This is a genomic window from Vibrio sp. 1580 (genome assembly GCF_033340055.1).
The window spans coordinates 88,059-110,670 of record NZ_JAWOVT010000008.1 but is presented as its reverse complement, the minus strand read 5'-3'; the positions used below and the strand labels follow the sequence as shown (position 1 = coordinate 110,670).

The following is a 22,612-nucleotide window of genomic DNA, read 5'->3' as shown; positions in this document are numbered from 1 at the left end:
ACCGTGATAAAAGCCTCAAATCAAGGTTAAGAGAAGGTTAGCGATTACGCAAACGTTTAGGACTGGAATTACTGATAATTTTACTTATTGTGTTGATTGATAATAACGATGACATTAATAGCTCAAACACCATTGAAAGTAAGGGAATATTTACATATGATTGAAAATGATAATTATTTTCAAGTGCTGTGTTTATGTATTTTATTATTAGCTTGCTCGTGTTTTTTTTGCTGTATATCAGAACAAAACCGAACTCGTGGTGTGCGGGGATTCATATCGTAAGCCACTTTTTTATCGTTGCATTTTGTCCTGCAATTTATGTTGTTCAATATTTAATCGTTACGTTTTTTTCGTCACCGATATTGATTAAGATGTCATCACGCTCCGGTGTATACAACATTCTCATTGCTTTTCTTCCATTATTGATCGCAACCGGCAGTCTGGCGTTTAGCTGAATGATTTCATCTCTCTTCTTTTCTTAAAACAACTACACTTAATCAGAATAAGGTATCAATTTCATATAATTATTCGATATCTACGCGTCAGCACATGTGTCACATTTCTGTGACTACGAGTAAGTTTTACTTATGTTGCTTGGTAGTAGGGTATTTATCGATTGTTTAATGATTCAATACTTAGTTTAATCGTATAAAGGTGTGCAGTATGCCGCACTAAATTAATAAGAAATTATCTAAAAAGGTTAATGGGAAACGTAAGCCATTAGCGGAGGTCAGATGAGTACGCACACGGTACCGCAGAGCGCGATTGTAAATGCTGTCAAAGGTGAAGTTTTGGTTTTGGGCCTGGATGGAAACGTTAAGGTCATAAAAGCGGGGGATGAGTTAAGACCTGGCGAGATTATTATCACAGAAAATAATGCTTCTCTCGACGTACAGATAAATAATGAGCTTTATCTGGTCGATGCAAATTGTGTTGCTTGTCTTCCTGTGCCTTCTTCTGAATCACTAGAACCAGTATTGGTACAATCTCCAGTTAATGGCTTGGTGACTTTTGACCCAACGGCTATTGGAAGTGCTGACTTCGACGCCAACGATATTGCCGCTATCCAGCAAGCTATTTTAGACGGAGCTGACCCTACCGCTATCTTAGAAGCAACAGCTGCTGGCGCAGGTGCTGAAGGCTCGGCTAATGCTGGCTACGTGACGGTTGAATATAATAACCCGGAAGTACTCGCGTCTACTTTTTTGAAACGTCTGCGACTCGCAGCGGAGAAGATGATCGCGACGAAGATGACGGTTTGAATGTCACGATCTTTGCTGATGGTGGGCAGTCACTGCAATCTAGCGTAACAGAAGGCTCAATTTCTCTATCTAGCTACCCGCAAACCATTTCTTCTAGTGTGCTGGTTGAAGCAGGGGATCTCGCACTTGATACTGCTTCATTTGTACCTGAAACGTCCTCATTAGAGTCTTTGTTAACCGAGTTAAATAGTGACATTACCTCTGGTGGTCAGCCAGTAGCGTTCGTTTACGACGAAGCGCAAAATGCCATTATCGGCACTCAAGGTGGTAACGAAGTGCTTCGTATCGAGATCGAAGCGACATCTTTAGGCCGTGATTTAGAGTTAGAGGTCGTTACCACGATTAGCCAGGGTATTGACCATGTGGCGTCCATCGCTGATGGCCAAGTATCTATCGTCGGTGATCAAATCAATATCGCTTTTGATATTACTGGCGCAGATATTGGTGGGAACAGCATTCAAGCGCCTATTGATTTTACGACAACCGTTATTGATGGCGATGATCCTGCGCCGCAAAACGTTACTTTTGAAAACGTTGAATCTTCTTCTACACCAATCACTGGCACCTTTGTTGATATTGGTAGTGATCAATTGGCAACGGTCACGTTTAATCAAGAAGGACTTAGTCAGTTCGATGGCCTATTGAGTGATAATCAGGCGACAGAAGCGGTACTCTCTGAAGACGGCAGTACTATCACCTTGTCCATTGCTGGCTCGAATGAAACCGTCTTAACCATCAGTCTGAATACTGATGGTACCTACCAATTTGAGCAATTTAAGCCGTTAGAACAAACAAACGGTGAAGATACGATTGAGCTCTCTTTGCCAACCACAATCGTCGACTTTGACCAAGATACAGCAAGCAACACCTTTACGATGACCATCCTTGATGGCGATAATCCAGTGATTGAGAACGTGACGGGATTGTCTTTAGACGAGGCGGGTGTTGACCAAGGTTCACAGGAAGGCGCGGTAGTAACAAGTGGTACTGGGGCGATCACGACAGCGGTCGGTAGTGACATCATTGATCACTATGAGTTGGAACCTACAGAGTTCAATGTTGGTGGAGAACTCCAATCTCAAGGGCAGGTTGTTCAACTAGAACTAGCGTCCGAGAGTAACGGCGTACGTACTTACGAAGGCTTCATTGAGCTGGATGGTGTGCGTATTACCGTATTTGATGTGGCGATTGATGCACCTGCATTGGGCGAATACCAATTCAACTTGTATGAACAACTTGACCATACGGGTGCTAACGATGACTCGCTCACTTTCTCACTGCCAGTTTACGCGGTAGATGCGGATGGTGACCGCTCCTCTATTACCGAAGGTTCGAACACACCAGAAGCTGCGCAAATTGTCATTCAAGTTCAAGATGACGTTCCTTCGATTGATGGCGTTGATGCGCTAGCCGTCGATGAAGACGATTTATCAAGCATTGGCTCCGATCAAAGCGACTCTGTGTTCGCGCAAGGTAGCTTCACGACGACTCAGGGCTCAGACCGTGTTGTAAGTTATCAATTAGAGAGCGGCACTGATCCACTCAATGGGTTGGAATCGCAGGGGCGATCTATCTCTCTGACGGAAACAACCAATTCAGATGGCAGCTTTACCTATTCTGCAACGGCAGAAGGGGACGCTATTTTCACCTTACAAGTTAACCCTGACGGTACTTATTCGTTTACCCTTGAAGGTCCAATCGATCATGCTGTGGGTAGCGATAGCTTAACTCTAGACTTCACTATTGTCGCAACGGACTTTGACGGTGACACCAGCTCACTTGTTCTACCGGTTACCATTACTGATGATGTGCCAACTATTAATGACGTTGTCGCTCTTAACGTCGATGAAGATGACTTAAGTTCGGTAGGCTCAGACCAATCACAGCCAACATTGGTTGAAGGTCAGTTCACGACGACTCAAGGTTCTGATGGCGTCGTACAGTATCAGTTGGATGTAAACGCTGATTCTTTAAATGGCCTGCAATCTCAAGGTCAAACCGTTTCCATTGCCGAAACGCAAAATGCAGATGGCAGTTACACCTACAGCGCAACGGCAAATGGCAGTGCAGTTTTCACATTAATTTTGAATACCGACGGCTCGTACAGTTTTGAGCTGCAAGGTCCAATTGACCATGCGGCAAATAGCGACAGCTTAACCCTTGATTTTAGCGTTATTGCTACAGACTTTGATGGTGACACAAGTCAAATCGTATTGCCTGTTACCATTGTGGATGATAAGCCGACCATTACCGATGTCGATGCGATTACCGTTGATGAAGATGATTTGGGCACGATTGGTTCGGATCAGACTGACCCGATTTCAATCGATGGTAACTTCACCACCACACTAGGCTCTGACCGAGTAGTGAGCTATCAGCTTGATGCTTCAGCAACACCAGTGGCTGGACTCACATCACAAGGCGTGGCAGTCACACTGACGGAAACCGCAAATGGTGATGGCAGCTTTACTTACGAGGCGACAGCGGGGACTGAAGCGGTCTTTACGCTGACAGTGAATACTGATGGTAGCTATAACTTCACGCTTGAAGGTCCAATCGATCATGCTGTTGATAGCGACGAGCTGACACTGAACTTCCCAATCATCGCAACAGACTTTGATGGCGATACCACAAACGCCACTATCCCAGTGACAATCGTGGACGATAAGCCAGTGATTACTGACGTCGACGCCATTACGGTTGATGAAGATGATCTAGCGTCAATTGGCTCAGACCAAAGCAACCCGATTTCTATTGATGGGAACTTTACTACCACACAAGGCTCTGACCGAGTGGTGAGCTACCAGTTAGATGCTTCTGCAACACCAGTTGACGGTTTAACCTCGCAAGGTGTAGCGGTAACGCTAACAGAAACCGCAAATGGTGATGGTAGTTTCACTTATGAAGCGACAGCGGGTGGCAACCTTGTATTTACTTTGATAGTGAATACTGATGGCGCTTATAACTTCACGCTAGAAGGGCCAATTGATCACGCGGTTGATAGTGATGAGTTGACACTCAACTTCCCAATTATCGCAACCGACTTTGATGGCGACACTGTTACTGAAACCATTCCAGTCACAATTGTTGATGATGTTCCGACCATCACAGCGGTGGATGCGTTGAGTGTCGATGAAGATGACCTTAGCAGTGTGGGGTCCGACCCAGGCGGCGATCTGTTCGTTGAAGGGGCGTTTACAACCACACAAGGCTCTGACCGAGTGGTGAGCTATCAACTGGATTCAACCGCTGATCCTGTTGCGGGGCTGACCTCTCAGGGTGAGGCGATTACCTTGGTGGAAACCGCCAATGGTGACGGCAGCTTTACCTATGTGGCGACCGCTGACGGCAATCCAGTCTTCACGTTGAATGTAGCAACAGATGGTACGTACGACTTTACGCTGCAAGGCCCGATTGACCATGCAGCAAACAGCGACAGCCTGACGATTGATTTCCCAATTATTGCCACCGATTTTGATGGTGATACGACTTCGGCAACCATTCCAGTCACGATTACGGATGATGCACCAATCATTGATAATGTCGTGCCTCTGGCTGTAGACGAAGATGATTTATCAGGTATTGGCTCAGACCAAACTGACGCAGTGTTTGTGGAAGGCGCATTTACGACCACTCAAGGTTCAGACCGTGTGGTGAGCTACCAGCTTGATTCAACTTCGGATCCTATCGCAGGTTTAACTTCTCAAGGTGAGCCTGTTACTTTGGTGGAGACTGCGAATGCCGATGGCAGCTTTACTTACGTGGCTACCGCGGATGGCAATCCTGTCTTCACCATGAATGTGAATGCTGACGGTACATATGACTTCCGTCTGGAAGGGCCAATCGATCACGCGTTAAACAGCGATGAGCTAGTACTGAACTTCCCAATCATTGCAACAGACTTTGATGGCGATACGACGACCGCGACCATTCCCGTCACGATTACTGATGACGTTCCAACCATTGATAACGTTGTTCCACTCACGGTGGACGAAGATGATCTCGCCTCAATTGGCTCAGACCAAAACGATGATGCGTTTATGTCGGGTTCTTTCAGCACAACTGAAGGCTCGGACAGTGTTGTTAAATACCAGCTTGATGCAACAGCAGATCCAGTAGCAGGGTTGACCTCTCATGGTGAGCCTGTCGTGCTTGCTGAAACTGCTAACGGCGACGGTAGTTTTACTTACACTGCCACAGCAGATGGCAATGCCGTATTTGAATTGGTGGTGAAGCCAGATGGCAGCTACACCTTTACACTGCAAGGTCCATTAGACCATGCGGTGAATAGCGACAGTCTGCAAATCGACTTCCCGATTATCGCGACAGATTTTGATGGCGATACGTCGACAGAAACACTACCTGTCACCATCGTTGATGATAAGCCAACCATCACTGGCGTAGATGCCATCACGGTTGATGAAGATGACTTAGCGACGATTGGCTCTGACGGCTCAGGTCCAATTTCAATCGATGGCAACTTCACTACAACGCAAGGCTCTGATGGGGTAGTGAGCTACCAATTGGATGCTGCTGCAACGCCTGTTGACGGTCTAACATCACAAGGTGTGGCCGTCACGCTGACTGAAACCGCAAACGGTGACGGTAGCTACACTTATGAAGCGACAGCAGGAACTGAAGCAGTATTTACGCTGACCGTTAATACGGATGGTTCATACAACTTCACGCTGCAAGGTCCAATCGACCATGCGACGGGTAGTGATGAGCTGACACTGAACTTCCCAATCATCGCAACGGATTTTGATGGTGATACCACCACAGAAACGATCCCAGTCACCATTGTGGATGATAAGCCGACCATTACCGATGTCGATGCGATTACCGTTGATGAAGATGACCTAGGCACGATTGGCTCAGATCAAACTGACCCGATTTCAATCGATGGCAACTTCACCACCACACAAGGCTCGGACCGAGTGGTGAGCTATCAGCTTGATGCTTCTGCAACACCAGTTGACGGCCTTACATCACAAGGCGTGGCCGTCACGCTGACTGAAACCGCAAACGGTGATGGCAGCTTTACTTACGAGGCGACAGCGGGTACTGAAGCGGTCTTTACGCTGACAGTGAATACTGATGGTAGCTATAACTTCACGCTTGAAGGTCCAATCGACCACGCAGTAGATAGTGATGAGTTGATACTGAACTTCCCAATCATCGCGACCGACTTTGATGGCGACACCACAAATGCCACTATCCCAGTGACGATCGTAGACGATAAGCCAGTTATTACTGACGTGGATTCCATTACGGTTGATGAAGATGATCTAGCGTCAATTGGCTCAGACCAAAGCAACCCGATTTCTATTGATGGTAACTTCACCACCACGCAAGGTTCAGACCGAGTGGTGAGCTACCAACTCGATGGCACATCAACACCAGTTGACGGTTTAACCTCGCAAGGTGTGGCTGTCACGCTAACAGAAACTGCAAATGGTGATGGCAGTTTTACCTACGAAGCAACAGCGGGCTCTGAAGCGGTCTTTACGCTGACAGTGAATACTGATGGCTCTTATAACTTCACGCTAGAAGGGCCAATTGATCACGCGGTTGATAGTGATGAGCTGACACTCAACTTCCCAATTATCGCAACCGACTTCGATGGCGACACCGTTACTGAAACCATTCCAGTCACGATTGTTGATGATGTACCGACCATCACAGAGGTGGATGCGTTGAGTGTCGATGAAGATGACCTTAGCGGCGTGGGCTCAGACCAAACTGACGCTGTGTTCGTTGAAGGAGCGTTTACTACCACACAAGGCTCTGACCGAGTGGTGAGCTATCAACTGGATTCAACCGCTGATCCTGTTGTGGGGCTAACGTCTCAAGGTGAGGCGATTACCTTGGTGGAAACCGCCAACGGTGATGGCAGCTTTACCTATGTGGCGACCGCAGATGGCAATCCTGTTTTCACGTTAAACGTAGCAACAGATGGTACGTACGACTTTACGCTGCAAGGCCCGATTGACCATGCCGCCAACAGCGACAGCCTGACGATTGATTTCCCAATTATTGCCACCGATTTTGATGGTGATACGACTTCGGCAACCATTCCAGTCACGATTACTGATGATGCGCCAATCATCGATAATGTTGTGCCTCTGGCTGTAGACGAAGATGATTTATCAGGTATTGGCTCAGACCAAAGTGACGCTGTGTTTGTGGAAGGCGCATTTACGACTACTCAAGGTTCAGACCGTGTGGTGAGCTATCAACTTGATTCAACTTCTGATCCTGTCGCAGGTTTAACCTCCCAAGGTGAGCCTGTTACTTTGGTAGAGAATGCGAATGCTGATGGCAGCTTCACTTACGTGGCTACCGCGGATGGCAATCCGGTCTTCACCATGAATGTGAATGCTGACGGCACATACAGCTTCCGTCTAGAAGGTCCGGTTGATCATGCGTTAAACAGCGATGAACTAGTTCTGAACTTCCCAATCATTGCAACAGACTTTGATGGCGATACGACGACCGCGACCATTCCAGTCACGATTACTGATGACGTTCCAACCATCGATAACGTTGTCCCACTTACGGTGGACGAAGATGACCTTGCCTCAATTGGCTCAGACCAGAACGATGATGCGTTTATGTCGGGCTCTTTCACCACAACTGAAGGCTCAGACAGCGTTGTTAAATACCAGCTTGATGCAACCGCAGATCCAGTAGCAGGGTTGACCTCTCATGGTGAGCCTGTCGTGCTTGCTGAAACTGCTAACGGCGACGGCAGTTTTACTTACACAGCCACAGCAGATGGCAATGCCGTATTTGAATTGGTTATGAAGCCAGATGGCAGCTACACCTTTACCCTGCAAGGTCCATTAGACCATGCGGTGAATAGCGACAGCCTGCAAATCGACTTCCCGATTATCGCAACAGACTTTGATGGCGATACGTCGACAGAAACACTGCCTGTTACCATCGTTGACGATAAACCAACCATCATTGACGTAGACGCGATCCGTGTGGATGAAGATGACTTAGCGACGATTGGCTCTGACGGCTCAGATCCAATTTCAATCGATGGCAACTTCACTACAACGCAAGGCTCTGATGGGGTAGTAAGCTACCAATTGGATGCGGCTGCAACGCCAGTTGATGGCCTAACATCACAAGGTGTGGCAGTGACCCTGACTGAAACTGCAAACGGTGATGGTAGCTACACTTATGAAGCGACAGCAGGAACTGAAGCCGTATTTACGCTGACCGTTAATACGGATGGTTCATACAACTTTACGCTGCAAGGTCCAATCGACCATGCGACGGGTAGTGATGAGCTGACACTGAACTTCCCAATCATCGCAACGGATTTTGATGGTGATACCACCACAGAAACGATCCCAGTCACCATTGTGGATGATAAGCCGACCATTACCGATGTCGATGCGATTACCGTTGATGAAGATGACCTAGGCACGATTGGTTCAGATCAGACTGGCCCGATTTCAATCGATGGCAACTTCACTACCACACAAGGCTCGGACCGAGTGGTAAGTTATCAGCTTGACGCGTCTGCAACACCAGTGGCTGGCCTTACATCACAAGGCGTGGCAGTCACACTGACGGAAACCGCAAATGGTGATGGCAGCTTTACTTACGAGGCGACAGCGGGTACTGAAGCGGTCTTTACTCTGATAGTGAATACTGATGGTAGTTACAACTTCACGCTTGAAGGTCCAATCGACCACGCAGTAGATAGTGATGAGTTGACACTGAACTTCCCAATCATCGCAACAGACTTTGATGGCGATACCTCTGCTGAGACAATTCCTGTCAAGATCGTTGATGACAAGCCGACACTTGGTGGAATCGAAGCAACAAGTGTGCAAACGGTTGATGAGGATGATATCCCAACAATCGGATCTGATGGTACACAGTCGAACAGCATTGCCGGTAACTTCATCGCGACTGATGGTTCTGATGGCATTGTCGAGTACAGCGTTTCTGACCTAACGACGCCAGTACAAGGCCTGACCTCTGGTGGTCAATCTCTGGTTATGGTTGAAGTATCAAACGCAGGTGGCGTTTCAGTTTACGAAGCTCGTATTGATGGCACGACGACACCAGTATTCCGTGTAACCCTCGATGCCTCTGATGACAGCTACACGTTCGATTTGCTCGCTCCTCTCGATCATCCAAATGCTGATGGCCAGAATGAACTGATCATAAATTTACCGATAAACGCGACTGACTTTGATGGAGACGTGTCGAACAACATCACCTTACCAATTACGGTTGTGGATGATGTTCCGACCATTGATGGTTTGCTAGCAGGCAGCGAACAAACCGTTGATGAAGATGACCTACCAGCAGGTACGGATGCTGCAAGTGCAGAAGATACTGTTATTTCAGGTACTTTTGATATCACCGAAGGTGCTGACCAAGTTGCTTCTATTCAGCTGAGTGACCTGACCACGCCAGTTGCGTCACTGACTTCAGATGGTGACGCTATCACCTTAGTTCTGTCTTCTAGCGCAAACGGCGTGAACGTATACCAAGGTGTCGCTGGCAATCCTGCTGAAGTGGTTTTCGAACTGACGTTGGATGCAACGAACAACACCTACGAGTTCGATTTACAGAAGCCGCTTGATCATCCAGATGGTAATCAGCAAAACGAGATTGTTATTAACCTCCCTGTGACGGCGACAGATAATGATGGTGATACTTCACCAGCCTTCACATTGCCAATTACCGTTGTGGACGATGTTCCAGTTGTTACCAATATTGAAAGTCTACGTGTCGACGAAGATGACTTACCTCTTGGTTCTGATGGCACTAAAGAGCCGTTAACGGTATCAGGTGAATTCGAAGTCACTAGCGCAGATGGTATTGATGCTTTCGAATTGGATCTGAGCTCAAATCCTATTCCGAACCTGAAATCGGGTGGAGAAGAGGTAACACTTTCTCAAGACGTTGGCGCTTCAACTGCTGACGCGCTTGTTTACGTGGGACAAACTCCGGGTGGAGTGACGGTCTTCACGTTGACACTTCATCAAGATGGTAAATACGACTTTGAGTTATCTGGTCAGTTAGATCACGCGGTTAACTCTGATGAGATTTTGTTGAATCTACCTGTGAAGATCACGGATGGCGACAACGATACCATCACTGCGACCTTGCCAGTTACGATCGTAGATGACAAACCAACCATTGATGCTATTAGCTCTGGTAGTACCTTGTCTGTGGATGAGGATGATATTCCAAGCCAAGGTTCGGACGACACGCCAGAATCCAATATCATTGGTGGCAACTTTGACGTTACTGATGGTGCCGACTCTATCGTTAGCTTCCAGTTGGATAGTTTAACATCGCCTGTTTCTGGCCTTACCTCAGGTGGTCAACCGCTTGAGTTGGTTGAGTTTTCAAATTCAAACGGTGTGATTGAGTACCGAGCTTATGTACAAGGTACGACGGACACCGTCTTTAAACTGACGCTAAATGGTTCAGCAGACAGTTATGAATTTGAACTGTTGGGTGCACTTGATCATCCTGCGGGTAACGATGAAAACTCGTTGGTCATTAACTTCCCAGTCAACGCGACTGATTTTGATGGCGATGTGTCCAATAACATCACCTTGCCGATCACCGTGGTGGACGATGTCCCAGCTATTGTGAAAGTGACAGACTCTAGCCAACAAACCGTTGATGAAGATGATCTTTCCGGTGGCTCTGACACGACAAGTAGTGATTCAACGGTATTGAACGGCGGATTTGAGGTCGTTGCTGGTGCAGACAAGATTGTCAGCTACCAAGTTTCAGACCTCGATGCAGTCGTGTCTGGTTTAACGTCGAACGGCAGCAGCATCGAGTTGAATCTAGTAAGCACGAATGGTGGAATAACCAGTTACGAAGCGGTTATTACTGGCACATCAACTAAGATCTTCACGCTGTCTCTTGATGCGAATAATGACAGCTACCAATTTGAGCTGTTGGGACCAATCGACCATGACGCTGTTCAAGGTGAAAACAACCTTGTCATTGATATTCCAATTACAGTAACAGACTTTGATGGTGACACGTCATCATCACTGAATCTTCCAATTACCGTAGTTGATGACATTCCCGAAATTAAATCAGCAGATGCTTTGGCTGTTGATGAGGATGACCTTGCCAACGGCTCTCAGGCAACCAACAAAGACAGCCTAGAAGCAACGGGCAATTTCGATACGGTGGAAGGGGCAGATACCGTTGTCTCTTATCAGCTGGATCTTACTTCTAACCCGATACCAGGAGTAACTTCAGGTGGTTTTGCGGTGACGTTAGTTCAAACCGCGGTAAGCAACAACAACTTTACTTATCAAGGTCAAACACCTGATGGTAACTCAGTGTTCACACTAGTTTTGAACGCTGACGGCTCTTACAAGTTTACGCTTGAGGGTGCGCTAGATCACTCAACTCAAGGCGAAGATACACTCATACTTGATCTCCCAGTCTTTGCGACCGATGTCGATGGTGATACGGCAGGTATTAACTTACCAGTGACGATTACCGATGATGTTCCAACCTTGCACGATGCATCTATTTCGCGTGTTGAGGGGCAAGGCAGCCGCACGGTTCGTTTATTCCGAGACCCTGTAGAGGGGGATGATGACCTTGGTGCTGACGGCGCACAAGTGACTTCATTCTCGGCTGATGATTCAGGCATTTACTTTAAGCAAAACGGTGTTGATTCTGATTCTGTCGATTTGAACGGCAGCGACCAAGTCGTATTTGTTCACAAGGTTCTTGACGGAGTGGATACTGAAATCGGTCGTTTGGTTGTTCGAACCGATGGCAGTGTGTCATTCCGTCCGAATGACGACCTTGACCATACCGAAACCGACTCGATTGATTTCACCATCAACGTTGTTGCAACCGATGGTGATGGCGATATCGCAGATGCCGATGTGGATATCTCGATAAGAGACCGCAATGCGCAAATTGACACGTCTACCGTTACTGCGTTCGAAGACCAAGGGCGTGATGGTGTCGTTGTGGGCGTTGACTCTGCAAATACTCAGGACAACTTGTCGACGCTGGATGTTAGCCCTGCGAAAGTCGACTTGGTTATCAATTTACACGATATCGACCGTAACGAGAGCTTAGGTGACATCACTATTCGAGATGCTGATACTCACAACGGTACGTTCTACTACAGAGACGGCAGTGGCAACTACATTGAATTAACATCTGTGGGCAATACGGTTGTTCTCGACGCATCAAATGTTGAGCAGTCATTCAATGGTGAGCTTGTCTCGCTAGATAACTTGTACTTCGTACCAGATCGTCATACATCAACCGATCCTTCTGGTATCGATCCTCGTATCCGCGTGGAAATTCTTAACAATGGTACGCCAGATCATACGATTAATGGTCGTTTAGACATTGAAGTTGCTGCCGTTGCAGATATTGCAACGTGGACGGCAAGCAGCGAATTTAACTACTCGGTTGATGAAGATGGAAACAATGTCGCACTTAACATCACGGCTGAAACCCAAGACACTAGTAACCCTGAAGGCATTGTGTACGAGCTTGTCTTTACACAAGGAGAAGGTAACGCAGAGTTAGTCTATTCAGATGGTAGTGCGATACCAAAATCCAGTGGTGTTTATCTGGTGGATGCAAGCCGAATTGATGAAGTTCAAGTTGATCCGATAGATAACTTCTCGGGCGAAATCAGAATTGATGTCACCGCTATTACGACGGAAAACAACAATCCACTGCTTGGGAAAGATACCGCTCGCTCAGAAACCGAAACCATCATTATTGATGTAAACCCAGTTGCGGATAAAGGTAGTTTTACTGTAAACCGAATTAATGTGTTTGAGGATAATGCTCGAACTCAAAATACGGTAGACCCTGTCACTGATCACGACCCACTCCAATTAAGTGAAGTGATCACCATGAAACCATCAGCGGACTTAGATGGTTCTGAAGCGTTATTTGTGCGCATTTCTAACTTCTCAATTGATGGGGTTACTTTGGTGTGGCTGGACTCAGCAAACCCAAGTCAGATAGTAGAAGTGACCGACTCAAGCGGCAATGTACTTTATTACGAAGTGCCAGAGTCTGAATTAGCGAACGTCGAAGTTCTTCCTCCGTTGCACAGCAATGATGACTTTACTTTCAATGTCGAAGGCATTGTGAAAGACACAGCATCATTGTCTACCGGTACGACAGAAGATGTGTTGTCACTGGGCAGTAAGACTGTCATCGTTGGTGTAAAAGGTGTTGCTGACATACCAGACACGGTATTAATTGACGCGGGGAACGTTTGGAACCGATTCGTAGACGGAGATGTGGCCGGGATAGAGACGACTATTGAAGAGAATGGTGTTGTAAACCTCAACTTCTCGGTTGTATCAGGTGAAGTTGCCGATAGACCTCTGGATGATTCAGAAGCCATTACTGTTATCCTGTCCAACATCCCCGATGGTGTTCGTGTCGTAGATTCAGACGGTTCAAGCGTTGACCTCACCTTTGTTGGCTATGATGGTAACGGTCAACCGATTTACGAAGCAAACATCACTGGGCTGAATTTTAATTCCGGTATTCAAATTATTCCAGAAGCCTCTTCAACCGAAAACATTGCGATTACAGGGACGATCATTGTTACCGAAAATGATGGTCATAGTCGTGTGATTGAAAGAGAGGTAAGGATCAAGGTCGAACCCGTTATTGACGCTCAAGATAACTACGTTGTTCGATCTGAGGGAGATGAAGATACGCGCTTTGACATCGATTGGAAACCGACGCTCGTACAAAGCCCTGATACCGATGAATTCTTTAGTGATGTAACCATCTCTGGATTTCCTCCAGGCAGCACGGTCTATGTAGATGGTGTGGCACAAACGCTTGTTTCTGGAACACTAACGCTTTCACCGCAAGCCGGTGAATCAGAGCAAGATTTTTCCGCTAAAATCTCTCAAAGTGGCTATGTTCAAGTCCAGTTGGAGCAGGATTCAAGTACTGACTTTGACTTGACCACGACCGTCACTGTGAAAGAGATTGACCATGAATATGTTGACGCTTCGAATCCCGGTGAAGGTATCGCTGAGAAAACCATCAATGGTACGGTGAATGTCCAAGTTAATCCAATCGTTGAGCCAGAGGATAAAACGGGGGCAATAGATGACCAAACCCGTCTGCTTGTCACTGAAAGTGGTGGTGGTGCTACCGATATCGTGAAGTCAGACGATCAAGGTAACATTGACTTTACGATCAACACTTCTATGGGGGGCGAATCTGGTGCTCATATCATTAAATATCAAGAGTTTGATGTGTCTTCAGATGAAGTGGTGACTCAACTTGTTGTTCAATTTCACAATGTGGACCCTGAGATCCTCAACCAATTGGTTATCGTCGGTGCACTAAATGAAGGTGGAGGTCGTTGGACAGTAACCAATGAAGACAACTTCTCAATTAAAGCGCCGTCTGGACTTGATTTAACACCAAACGATGACAGTGACGATGGCGATAACGGTGGTCTCTCTCAAATTGGCTTAACCATTTACGCAGAAGTAAATGATTTGGGCGAAGATTTGGGCAACGAAAAAGATGCGACGGTCGTGCGTCAAACGGATGTGACACTAGAGTTTCCAACCGTCCTCACACCGAAAATGAGTGTAGCGGCAGAGATTCAGGTGGCTGATGATGTCCAAATTCAAGCGTTGGAAGACAATTCTATTAACCTTGGTGCTCAGTTGACGTCGAAAGTCGATGCGATTAATGCAGATGGTGTGGAAGATGTCTTAACTATTATCGTCGACCCGACAGCTCCTGGCATTCCTCCTGGTTTGGTGATCACGGGGACGGATGTTGATTTTGTCAATGGTAAATACGTGTTCCAAGCCCATATCGATGCGAGTGGAAATATTACTGGCCTTGATGGCTTGACGATGCACTTGGCAGAAGATTACGCAGGTGATTTCGAATTACCAATTCGGTTTGTCACTAAAGACACTGAGTCCGGTGATGAAAAAGAAAATAATGTCCAGTTTCCAGTTCAGGTTTTACCGGTTGCAGACGTTCCGAGTTCAGCCGGGGATCAGCCGTTGGATAGCGATGTCACACCAAATGTAAGAGTAGATATCGTCGGTACTTTCGGCTTGGATGCAAACAAACAACCTGTAACTGATCTAAATAACGACGTTCCCACGGCGGATGGTGTTGGTTACGAAGATGGCTTAATCCAACTTAACTTGAGTGTTGATTTTGCCGATCAATTTAACAACACTCAAGGTGGTCGAGAAACACTAACGAACATCAAGTTAGAGCTTGATGACACAACATTAGGTGAGTTTGTTGATGCCAATGGTAACAGCTTAGGAACCAGTATTGAGTTTAATGAAGCTGAGATTTTAGCTGGTGCGCTTGACAATGTTCTGTTTAAGCCAAAAGAAAATTACCCCGTAGGTGGTGGCCAAAATACCGTCAAGATTAATATCGAGGGAGAAATTACTGATGAAGCTGTGTTTGATCAGTCTATCTTGAATAACTCTGGCGATAATATAGATGTGAGAACCTTCACTGACGATGTCACATTTGAAGTTACGCCAGTCGTTGATGACATTACCATTACAGGTGCCGATCCGACGCAGCCAATCACGGTGATTGGTGACGAAGATACTTTAATTTCGCTGAATCAATCGGGCTCTGGTGTTTCGATCAGCCTGAACGATAATGACGGTTCTGAGAGTTTCGTTTCACTCAAGTTAACGGGGCTTCCTGATGACTTTATCGTTAAATCCAATTCCTCTGATTATGTTGTTAAGAACAACGGTGGGGGCGAATGGAGTATTCAACTAAAAGATCTCACTCAGACGTCCATTGACCTGAGTGACATCCAAATTAAACCGCCAAAACACTTTAGTGGCGAGGCTGAGATAGGTATTACGGTCTTCATTCAAGAGGAGTTGCTACAAGTTCCAACGGAACGAAACAACAACTTTACGCTTATTGTCAATCCTATTGGTGATGATGTTGATGTGAATCCCGATACTTCGGCTGCAGGTAATGAGGGCGAAGACATTGTTATTAATGTAAATGCGTTAGTGGTTGATAACAAAGAGTCCATCGGAGATGGTGCAAACTACCAGGAAAATGATCCAGAGACGCTGAGAGTTGAGGTCTCCAATGTCCCTGATGGGGCGAGTGTTTCATTACCTGATGGGACAGTGTTTACTGACCAAGGCGGCGGCATTTTTGTCTTAGAAATCAATGCTCAAGACTTGGATCAAGTGGTGTTTAATTCTGGGGATCGCAACGATAACTCATGGGATGGTTCGCTGCATTTCAAAGTGCAAGCCGTTGATACTGGGCTCGATGGCAGTCAAAGCTTGGGCTCCGCAGAGGAGTTTGATGTCACTGTTGATGTTGAAGCAGTGAACGATCGTCCAGAGTTCGTCAATACCGTGGATGTGGAAACACCAGAAGATACGCCAATGCTGCTTGATGGTTTCAGCATTACCGATATTGATGCCGTACTCGATGATCCGAATGCTGAATATGTACTCAATGTGAACGTCGACAGCGGTATCTTGGAGCTTAATCCAACGCTCATCGCTACTTACAACCTAACCGTGAGCGGTGATGGTACGGACTCCGTTGAACTGAAAGGTACAGTGGCCGATCTAAACAATGCCATTGCAGACGGTCTGATTGAGTTTAATCCAGACCTGAACTTCTTTGGTGACGTTCAGGTGGACGTGACAGTCGATGACCAAGGTAATGAAGGTATCGTAATTGGTGGGGTAGATGACACCCTAAATACCAACAGCAGCAGCTTCAATATTGAAGTGACAGCGGTGAATGATACCCCAGAAACTACGCCAGTGACGCTACCGGATATTGAAGAAGATAGTGGTGTGTTCTCCATCTCTGAAGCGGATCTTATTGCGAATGCGACAGACGTAGAGAACGATAACCTCACGGTCAGCAATGTTCAGTTAACGGATCCGAATTCGGGTAGCATTACTTTCAACAGTGGTACGGGAGAGTGGGAATTTACCCCAGCACCAGATTACAACGGTCCAGTTGAAATCACGTACACCATTACAGATGATGGCACGACAAGTGGTGCATCCGATCCTAAATCGGTTAACGGCAGCGCATCGTTCAACGTAACGGAAGTCAATGATGCTCCAACGACGTCTGAAGTGGTACTTTCTGATATCGCAGAAGACAGTACGGCGGTTGAAATTACCCAAGCTGATTTGTTAGCGAATGCTTCTGACATTGAAAACGACACCTTGATGGTGAGTAATGTCCAGTTGGTTGACCCAAGCAGCGGCACATTGGATTTCGAAAACGTAACAGGTACATGGTCATTTACTCCTGCGCCTGGCTACAACGGCAAGGTCGATCTGACCTACGACATTACCGACAACGGTACAACGAACGGTGTTTCTGATCCTCAAACGGTGTCAGGAACGGCGACCTTCGAAGTCACTGAGGTGAACGATGCACCGGTAACATCAGAGGTAACGTTGAGTAGTACGGAAGAAGATGGTGGTTCGGTAACTATTACGGCTACTGAGTTGCTGAGCAACGCAAGTGATCCTGAGTCAGACAACTTGACCGTCGATAATGTTGCGTTAGTGGACCCAACTTCCGGCACGTTGACTCAAGTGAGTGCGACAGAGTGGACGTTTGAACCCGCAGCAGATTTCTTTGGTGACGTTAATTTCACTTATGAAATCACAGATGACGGAACCACTAACGGCGCTCCAGACCCAATTACAATCGCGGGCACAGCAGTGTTGAATGTTGAAGCTACCAATGACGCACCTGAAATCACTGCAGCGTCGGTAACGGATACGATCAATGAAGCTGATGGCCAGAAAGTAACGGGTATTAGTGTGAGTGACGTCGACTTTGCGGGCGCACAAGCAAATGAAAGCATGACCGTGACTCTTACAGTTACCGAGGGCGACCTTCGTGTCGAGCCGCCAGCAGGTAGTGGTGTGACTGTTGGGGCGGGGATGGCTGGTGAAATAACCCTAATGGGCACACCAGATAATATTAACTCCGTTCTTGGAGCAACAGACGCTTCTGAGGGTGTATTTGTGGATGCAGGAGATGTCAACGCAGCTTCAATCACTTTATCGGTGAAAGTCGAAGACAACGGCGTGTACTTCGCAAATGCATCGGGTACCGCATTGGAGGCGAATCAAGACTTCACTATCAATGTGACACCTGTAGCTGATGCACCTACATTGAGTATCAATCCTCAGTTTAATTACATTCGTCAAATTGCGGCTAGCCAAACCGCGAGCAGTCAAGGTTTAGCGATTGTCGGAATCATGGCGGCGCTTACTGATGTTGACGAGGTGCTGTCTTTGGAGCTAACGGGCGTACCAGCTAGTGCTGAGGTAACAAGTGGCGTTTCTCCATCAGGCATTAGCTTCGATGGTACCACTTGGACAGTACCAAGCGATGAAATTGATACGCTAGAAATTGTCGCAACAGATACTAACAGTGGTATTGATGTCGGTTCTTACGATATTTCGCTTACGGCGATATCAACGGAATCTAATGGCGATGAAGCGCAGTCTTCACCTGTCCAAATTAGTTTGGATGTGAGTAGTGATAGCGACGATATTGACCAGTCAACCGCAGTGGACGACAGCTATTTAGTCGGCGGAGACACAGGTACCAACTTGATTGGTGGAGACGGTGACGACGTTATTCTGGGGGGTGATGGTGATGACGTGCTTATCGGTGGCTTAGGCTCAGATATCTTAACGGGTGGAGACGGCAGCGATATCTTCAAGTGGACGGTAGATTCCGTTGATGAAGGGGCAGTGGATACCATTACTGACTTCACTGTTAACGAAGACAGTATCGATTTACGTGAAGTTATCTCTGATCTCAATAACTCAATGATCGACATGGATGATCTGCTTGGTCACATTTCGGCAGACTACGATGCATCGACGGAAAGTGTTTCTCTGAACATTACGACGGATGCAAATGTTCAACAGACTATTGTCGTGGAAAACTTAGGTACTTCAATCGACTTCAACGGTCTCAGCTCCAACGAGATTGTAGAGTCATTGCTCAACAACGGTGTTATTGATAACGGATAAACCTGTATACAACACAAAAATGGGCGGCTCTGATAAGCCGCCCATTTTTTTCGGGAAAGCTTGATTTTAAACAGGAGATATTTGAATCGAAATAGAAATAAAGAGCGAAGCAAAGGGGTTATCTTGTTACGACGTTATAGTGATAGTTGGAAATTAAAATAGCGATAATTTGACGTTAAATCGCCTAAACGTGGATGTCTAGCAAGCTGCCAATGATTTCATTGTTTTTCTCTATGACAGACGCGCCAACTCGGTTATAACCAGCGGCTTGTGCGAGGTTGATGAGAGATTCAACTTTTTGAGAGGGAAGGCTAGGTGTTGAGGCTGTTATTGCGACATCCGCAACCGCAGCTAAATCGATGTTGTGATCAGAAAGCTCTTCTTTTACCTTACTTACATTATTGCTAATGCCATGTGCAGCTTTCTCGGCCATTTGTTGTGACATCTGAACGATGTGGTATCCAGATTGAATTCCCGATACAGGCATATCACTACTCCCAACATTATGATAGTGAGAGCATAGGTGGAGTTTATAAAACGTTCAAGTGTTTTATATCAATGACTTGATTAGGCAAACAGTTTGGCAAGCATTTCTCTTTCTTCACCAGATAGAACCGGTTTTTGCGCTTTATTTAGTTTCACGCTGATCTCACCTTGTAATGACTTTAACTGACTTGCCGTTAAATCACTGAGCTTTTGCTTAAGTTCATTAAATTGTTGTGCGTTCATCTCAATACCTTCGTCGTGATTCGGTTTATCCGTCGTTGCCCGAAATTCTTCATCCTTTGGATACAACATATTTATTCAACCAAAATAGATTAGAATTTGATCGATTGCTTTTTGTCCGAATATTGTCAAGGTGTGTTAAGTGATACGTCAGATTTTTCCTAAGAAGGTACATAATTACCCACTTTGGGGTAGATGGAAACGTAAAAAGAAAAAGGGAAGCGATATAGCGCTTCCCTCTTACATATGGTTTGAATGTTACTAACTTACCCTGACGGCAAACTTACTAGCAAGTGAATGAAGCTCTGGGAGCATGCGATAGATAAGATGAAGTTGCTGCAATACCATGCGGGCAGAGCTGTCGTCTTCATCGCGCCATTCGTTTAAGCGTTGCTCGAGTCCAGCATCATCAATATTAGATAGGTCACACTCCTCACAATGCTGGTGAAGCTGTTTATGAAGTACATCCAGATGCTGATGAATACAACGGTGAGCATCTAAAACGAGTTTATGAATTGACTCATCTTCGATGCGAGTTCTGTGCGCGCCTAATGCAGAAATATAGTTCAACATTGCGTGATTTAACGTTAGGAAGCGAAAACTTTCATCAACAGCTGCGCGATATTTGCCAGGCTCCGCCAGCATCGTACTAATCGCAGAAGAGAGTGAGGCATCATTATTGTGGGCCTGGCGGCGAGCGATACGGTAACTCAAATTGTCTTTCTTGCCGATTCTATACTGACCAATGATCTGATCGAGATACTGCTTGTTCGCCTCTATCGCATCCGACATAACTTTGTGAAGCCTTCTCGACTGCCAGTCGGGCAAAATAACTAATACTGCCCCTACTGCAAGCACACACCCGATGAGGGTATCTGCTAGTCGAGGAAGGACAACTGCGTAACCTTCACCTAGTTGATTAAATAAGAAGAGGACGAGCAGTGTAATAAAACCAGTCGCGTACCCATAGTTGTTCATCCGGAAGGCGAAAAACATCACACCAGAGATAACGATAAATACTAACTGGCTTTCTTGAGAAGGGAAAAAAGTCAGCAATGGTACACCAATCAACAAACCAGCTAATGTACCTATTACTCGCGCCGTCAATTTTTGGCGAGTGGCACTGTAGTTCGGTTGGCATACGAATAAAGTGGTTAAGAGTATCCAGTAACCTCGGTCGATGTTGAATATTTGAATGATTCCATAGCCAATCGTTAAGGCAATTGACATACGTAATGCATGCCGAAACAGCATCGAATCTTTGTGTAAATTTGCTGATATACGCTGCCACATCGCCTTTAGCGTGTGTGGGTTGGTATCGGCGAGGGTATCTTCTTCGAGGCCTTCAACATCTGGGTTGTTAATGTTATTAAGTTGTTTTTCTACCGTCGCTAAGTTGTTGAATAAATATGTTAACTGCATCAGCAGACGTTTCCAGTGCCCTTGCTTTTGTTCTTCTAGATAAGCAAGAGAGTTCTGTACTTCAGCTAATGCCAGAATAGATTGATCGGTATGGGAGTATTCATTTCCTAGCTGAATGGCTAGTGCAATATCACGACACGCTTGGGCTTGAGACTCCAAAAGATATTTAAAACGAAACAGCACATCAGAACGTTCAAATTCGGTCGCTAAATCCTGATAGCGATAATGGCTAGAACTGACTCGTTCGTGAATGTCTTGAGCGATGAAATAAATATTTAAAAATCGGTCACTAGGCCCATCAATGTGACCCCGTTTCGATCGGTTAAGTAATGTGGTTTTACAAGCGTTTAGTGCCGTAACCGTGGCAGCATTGCATTTTGCAGCTTCAATCCGTAGCGGTTGTGGCGTCAAGTTGGTCACAGGGTGAAAAAGCTTGGCTTTCGCATCAAGATAATTCGCCATTTGGAAGAACACATTGGCTAGGCTTTGTTGCACAGGTTGAAGGGGCCAAAATATCTGCCAAATCATGGACATGAAGTAATACCAGGCGGCACCAGTTAAAAGCAGTAGTGGCTGAAACCAAATGTTGGTGCTTTCATGTGCGCCAAGCATAGTATAAATAGCGATCAGCAACGAACCAAAAGCAATACTCGCGTACTTAGGACCTATCGCCCCAAGAATGATGAAGCCGAAGGTTGAGATAAATAATCCCAACGCAAAAGCCCAAGGGGTATCGAACAAGATTTCAATTGAAAAAGCAGCAAGCGCAAAACAGAGAAAGGTGAGAATCAGAGCCTTGATGCGTCCAGTGAAACTGTCATCACTTTCAGCCAAAGCAGCAGCAATAACGCCTAATATTAATGGCGTTATCAGCGTGTTTTGCTCGAAGTACCAAGTTGGGATAACCACACCCAGTAAGGTAATGAGGATAAGAACGCTGTAATTTATCGTCTTGTTTGCCCAATATAGCCGAAATTTAGAAGTTGCTTGCACAATGCGCCTTATGTTTCCGATGAAGAACAGGGGGAATACTACCAGACCCACTATAGCGCGTTTATGATTTACTTTAAGAAAAATTCGTGGTTGCTGATAAAATCAGCAGGGATGTCA

The 22,612-nt window shown here is 46.1% G+C and carries 5 protein-coding genes; 2 read left to right on the top strand and 3 right to left on the bottom strand.

Features of this window, described 5'->3' with window-relative positions; all coding sequences use genetic code 11:
- Window positions 1-734 precede the first annotated feature (734 nt).
- Both R7093_RS14450 and R7093_RS14445 read left to right on the top strand, forming a co-directional pair.
- Window positions 735-1,262: a retention module-containing protein gene (locus R7093_RS14450; RefSeq protein ID WP_318146714.1), complete on the top strand. Its 528-nt coding sequence runs from the start codon at window positions 735-737 to the stop codon at window positions 1,260-1,262.
- Window positions 1,259-19,354 (top strand): DUF5801 repeats-in-toxin domain-containing protein, encoded by an 18,096-nt coding sequence (locus R7093_RS14445; RefSeq protein ID WP_318146713.1) that lies wholly within the window; start codon window positions 1,259-1,261, stop codon window positions 19,352-19,354. The genes R7093_RS14450 and R7093_RS14445 overlap by 4 nt, the downstream gene beginning before the upstream one ends.
- 184 nt (window positions 19,355-19,538) lie before the next feature.
- Here the strand turns inward: R7093_RS14445 and R7093_RS14440 are convergent, their stop codons facing one another.
- The 3 genes from R7093_RS14440 to yccS form a co-directional block, all read right to left on the bottom strand.
- Entirely contained in the window at window positions 19,539-19,841 is a 303-nt protein-coding gene (locus R7093_RS14440) for a hypothetical protein (RefSeq protein ID WP_047101396.1), read from the bottom strand.
- Window positions 19,842-19,921: 80 nt separating this feature from the next.
- A complete protein-coding gene (locus tag R7093_RS14435; protein WP_005376575.1) occupies window positions 19,922-20,152 on the bottom strand; it encodes a hypothetical protein in 231 nt (76 codons plus the stop codon).
- Between the two features lie 189 nt (window positions 20,153-20,341).
- On the bottom strand, window positions 20,342-22,495 hold the full coding sequence (gene yccS, locus R7093_RS14430; RefSeq protein ID WP_005376573.1) for a YccS family putative transporter: 2,154 nt from the start codon (window positions 22,493-22,495) through the stop codon (window positions 20,342-20,344).
- Window positions 22,496-22,612: the final 117 nt, after the last annotated feature.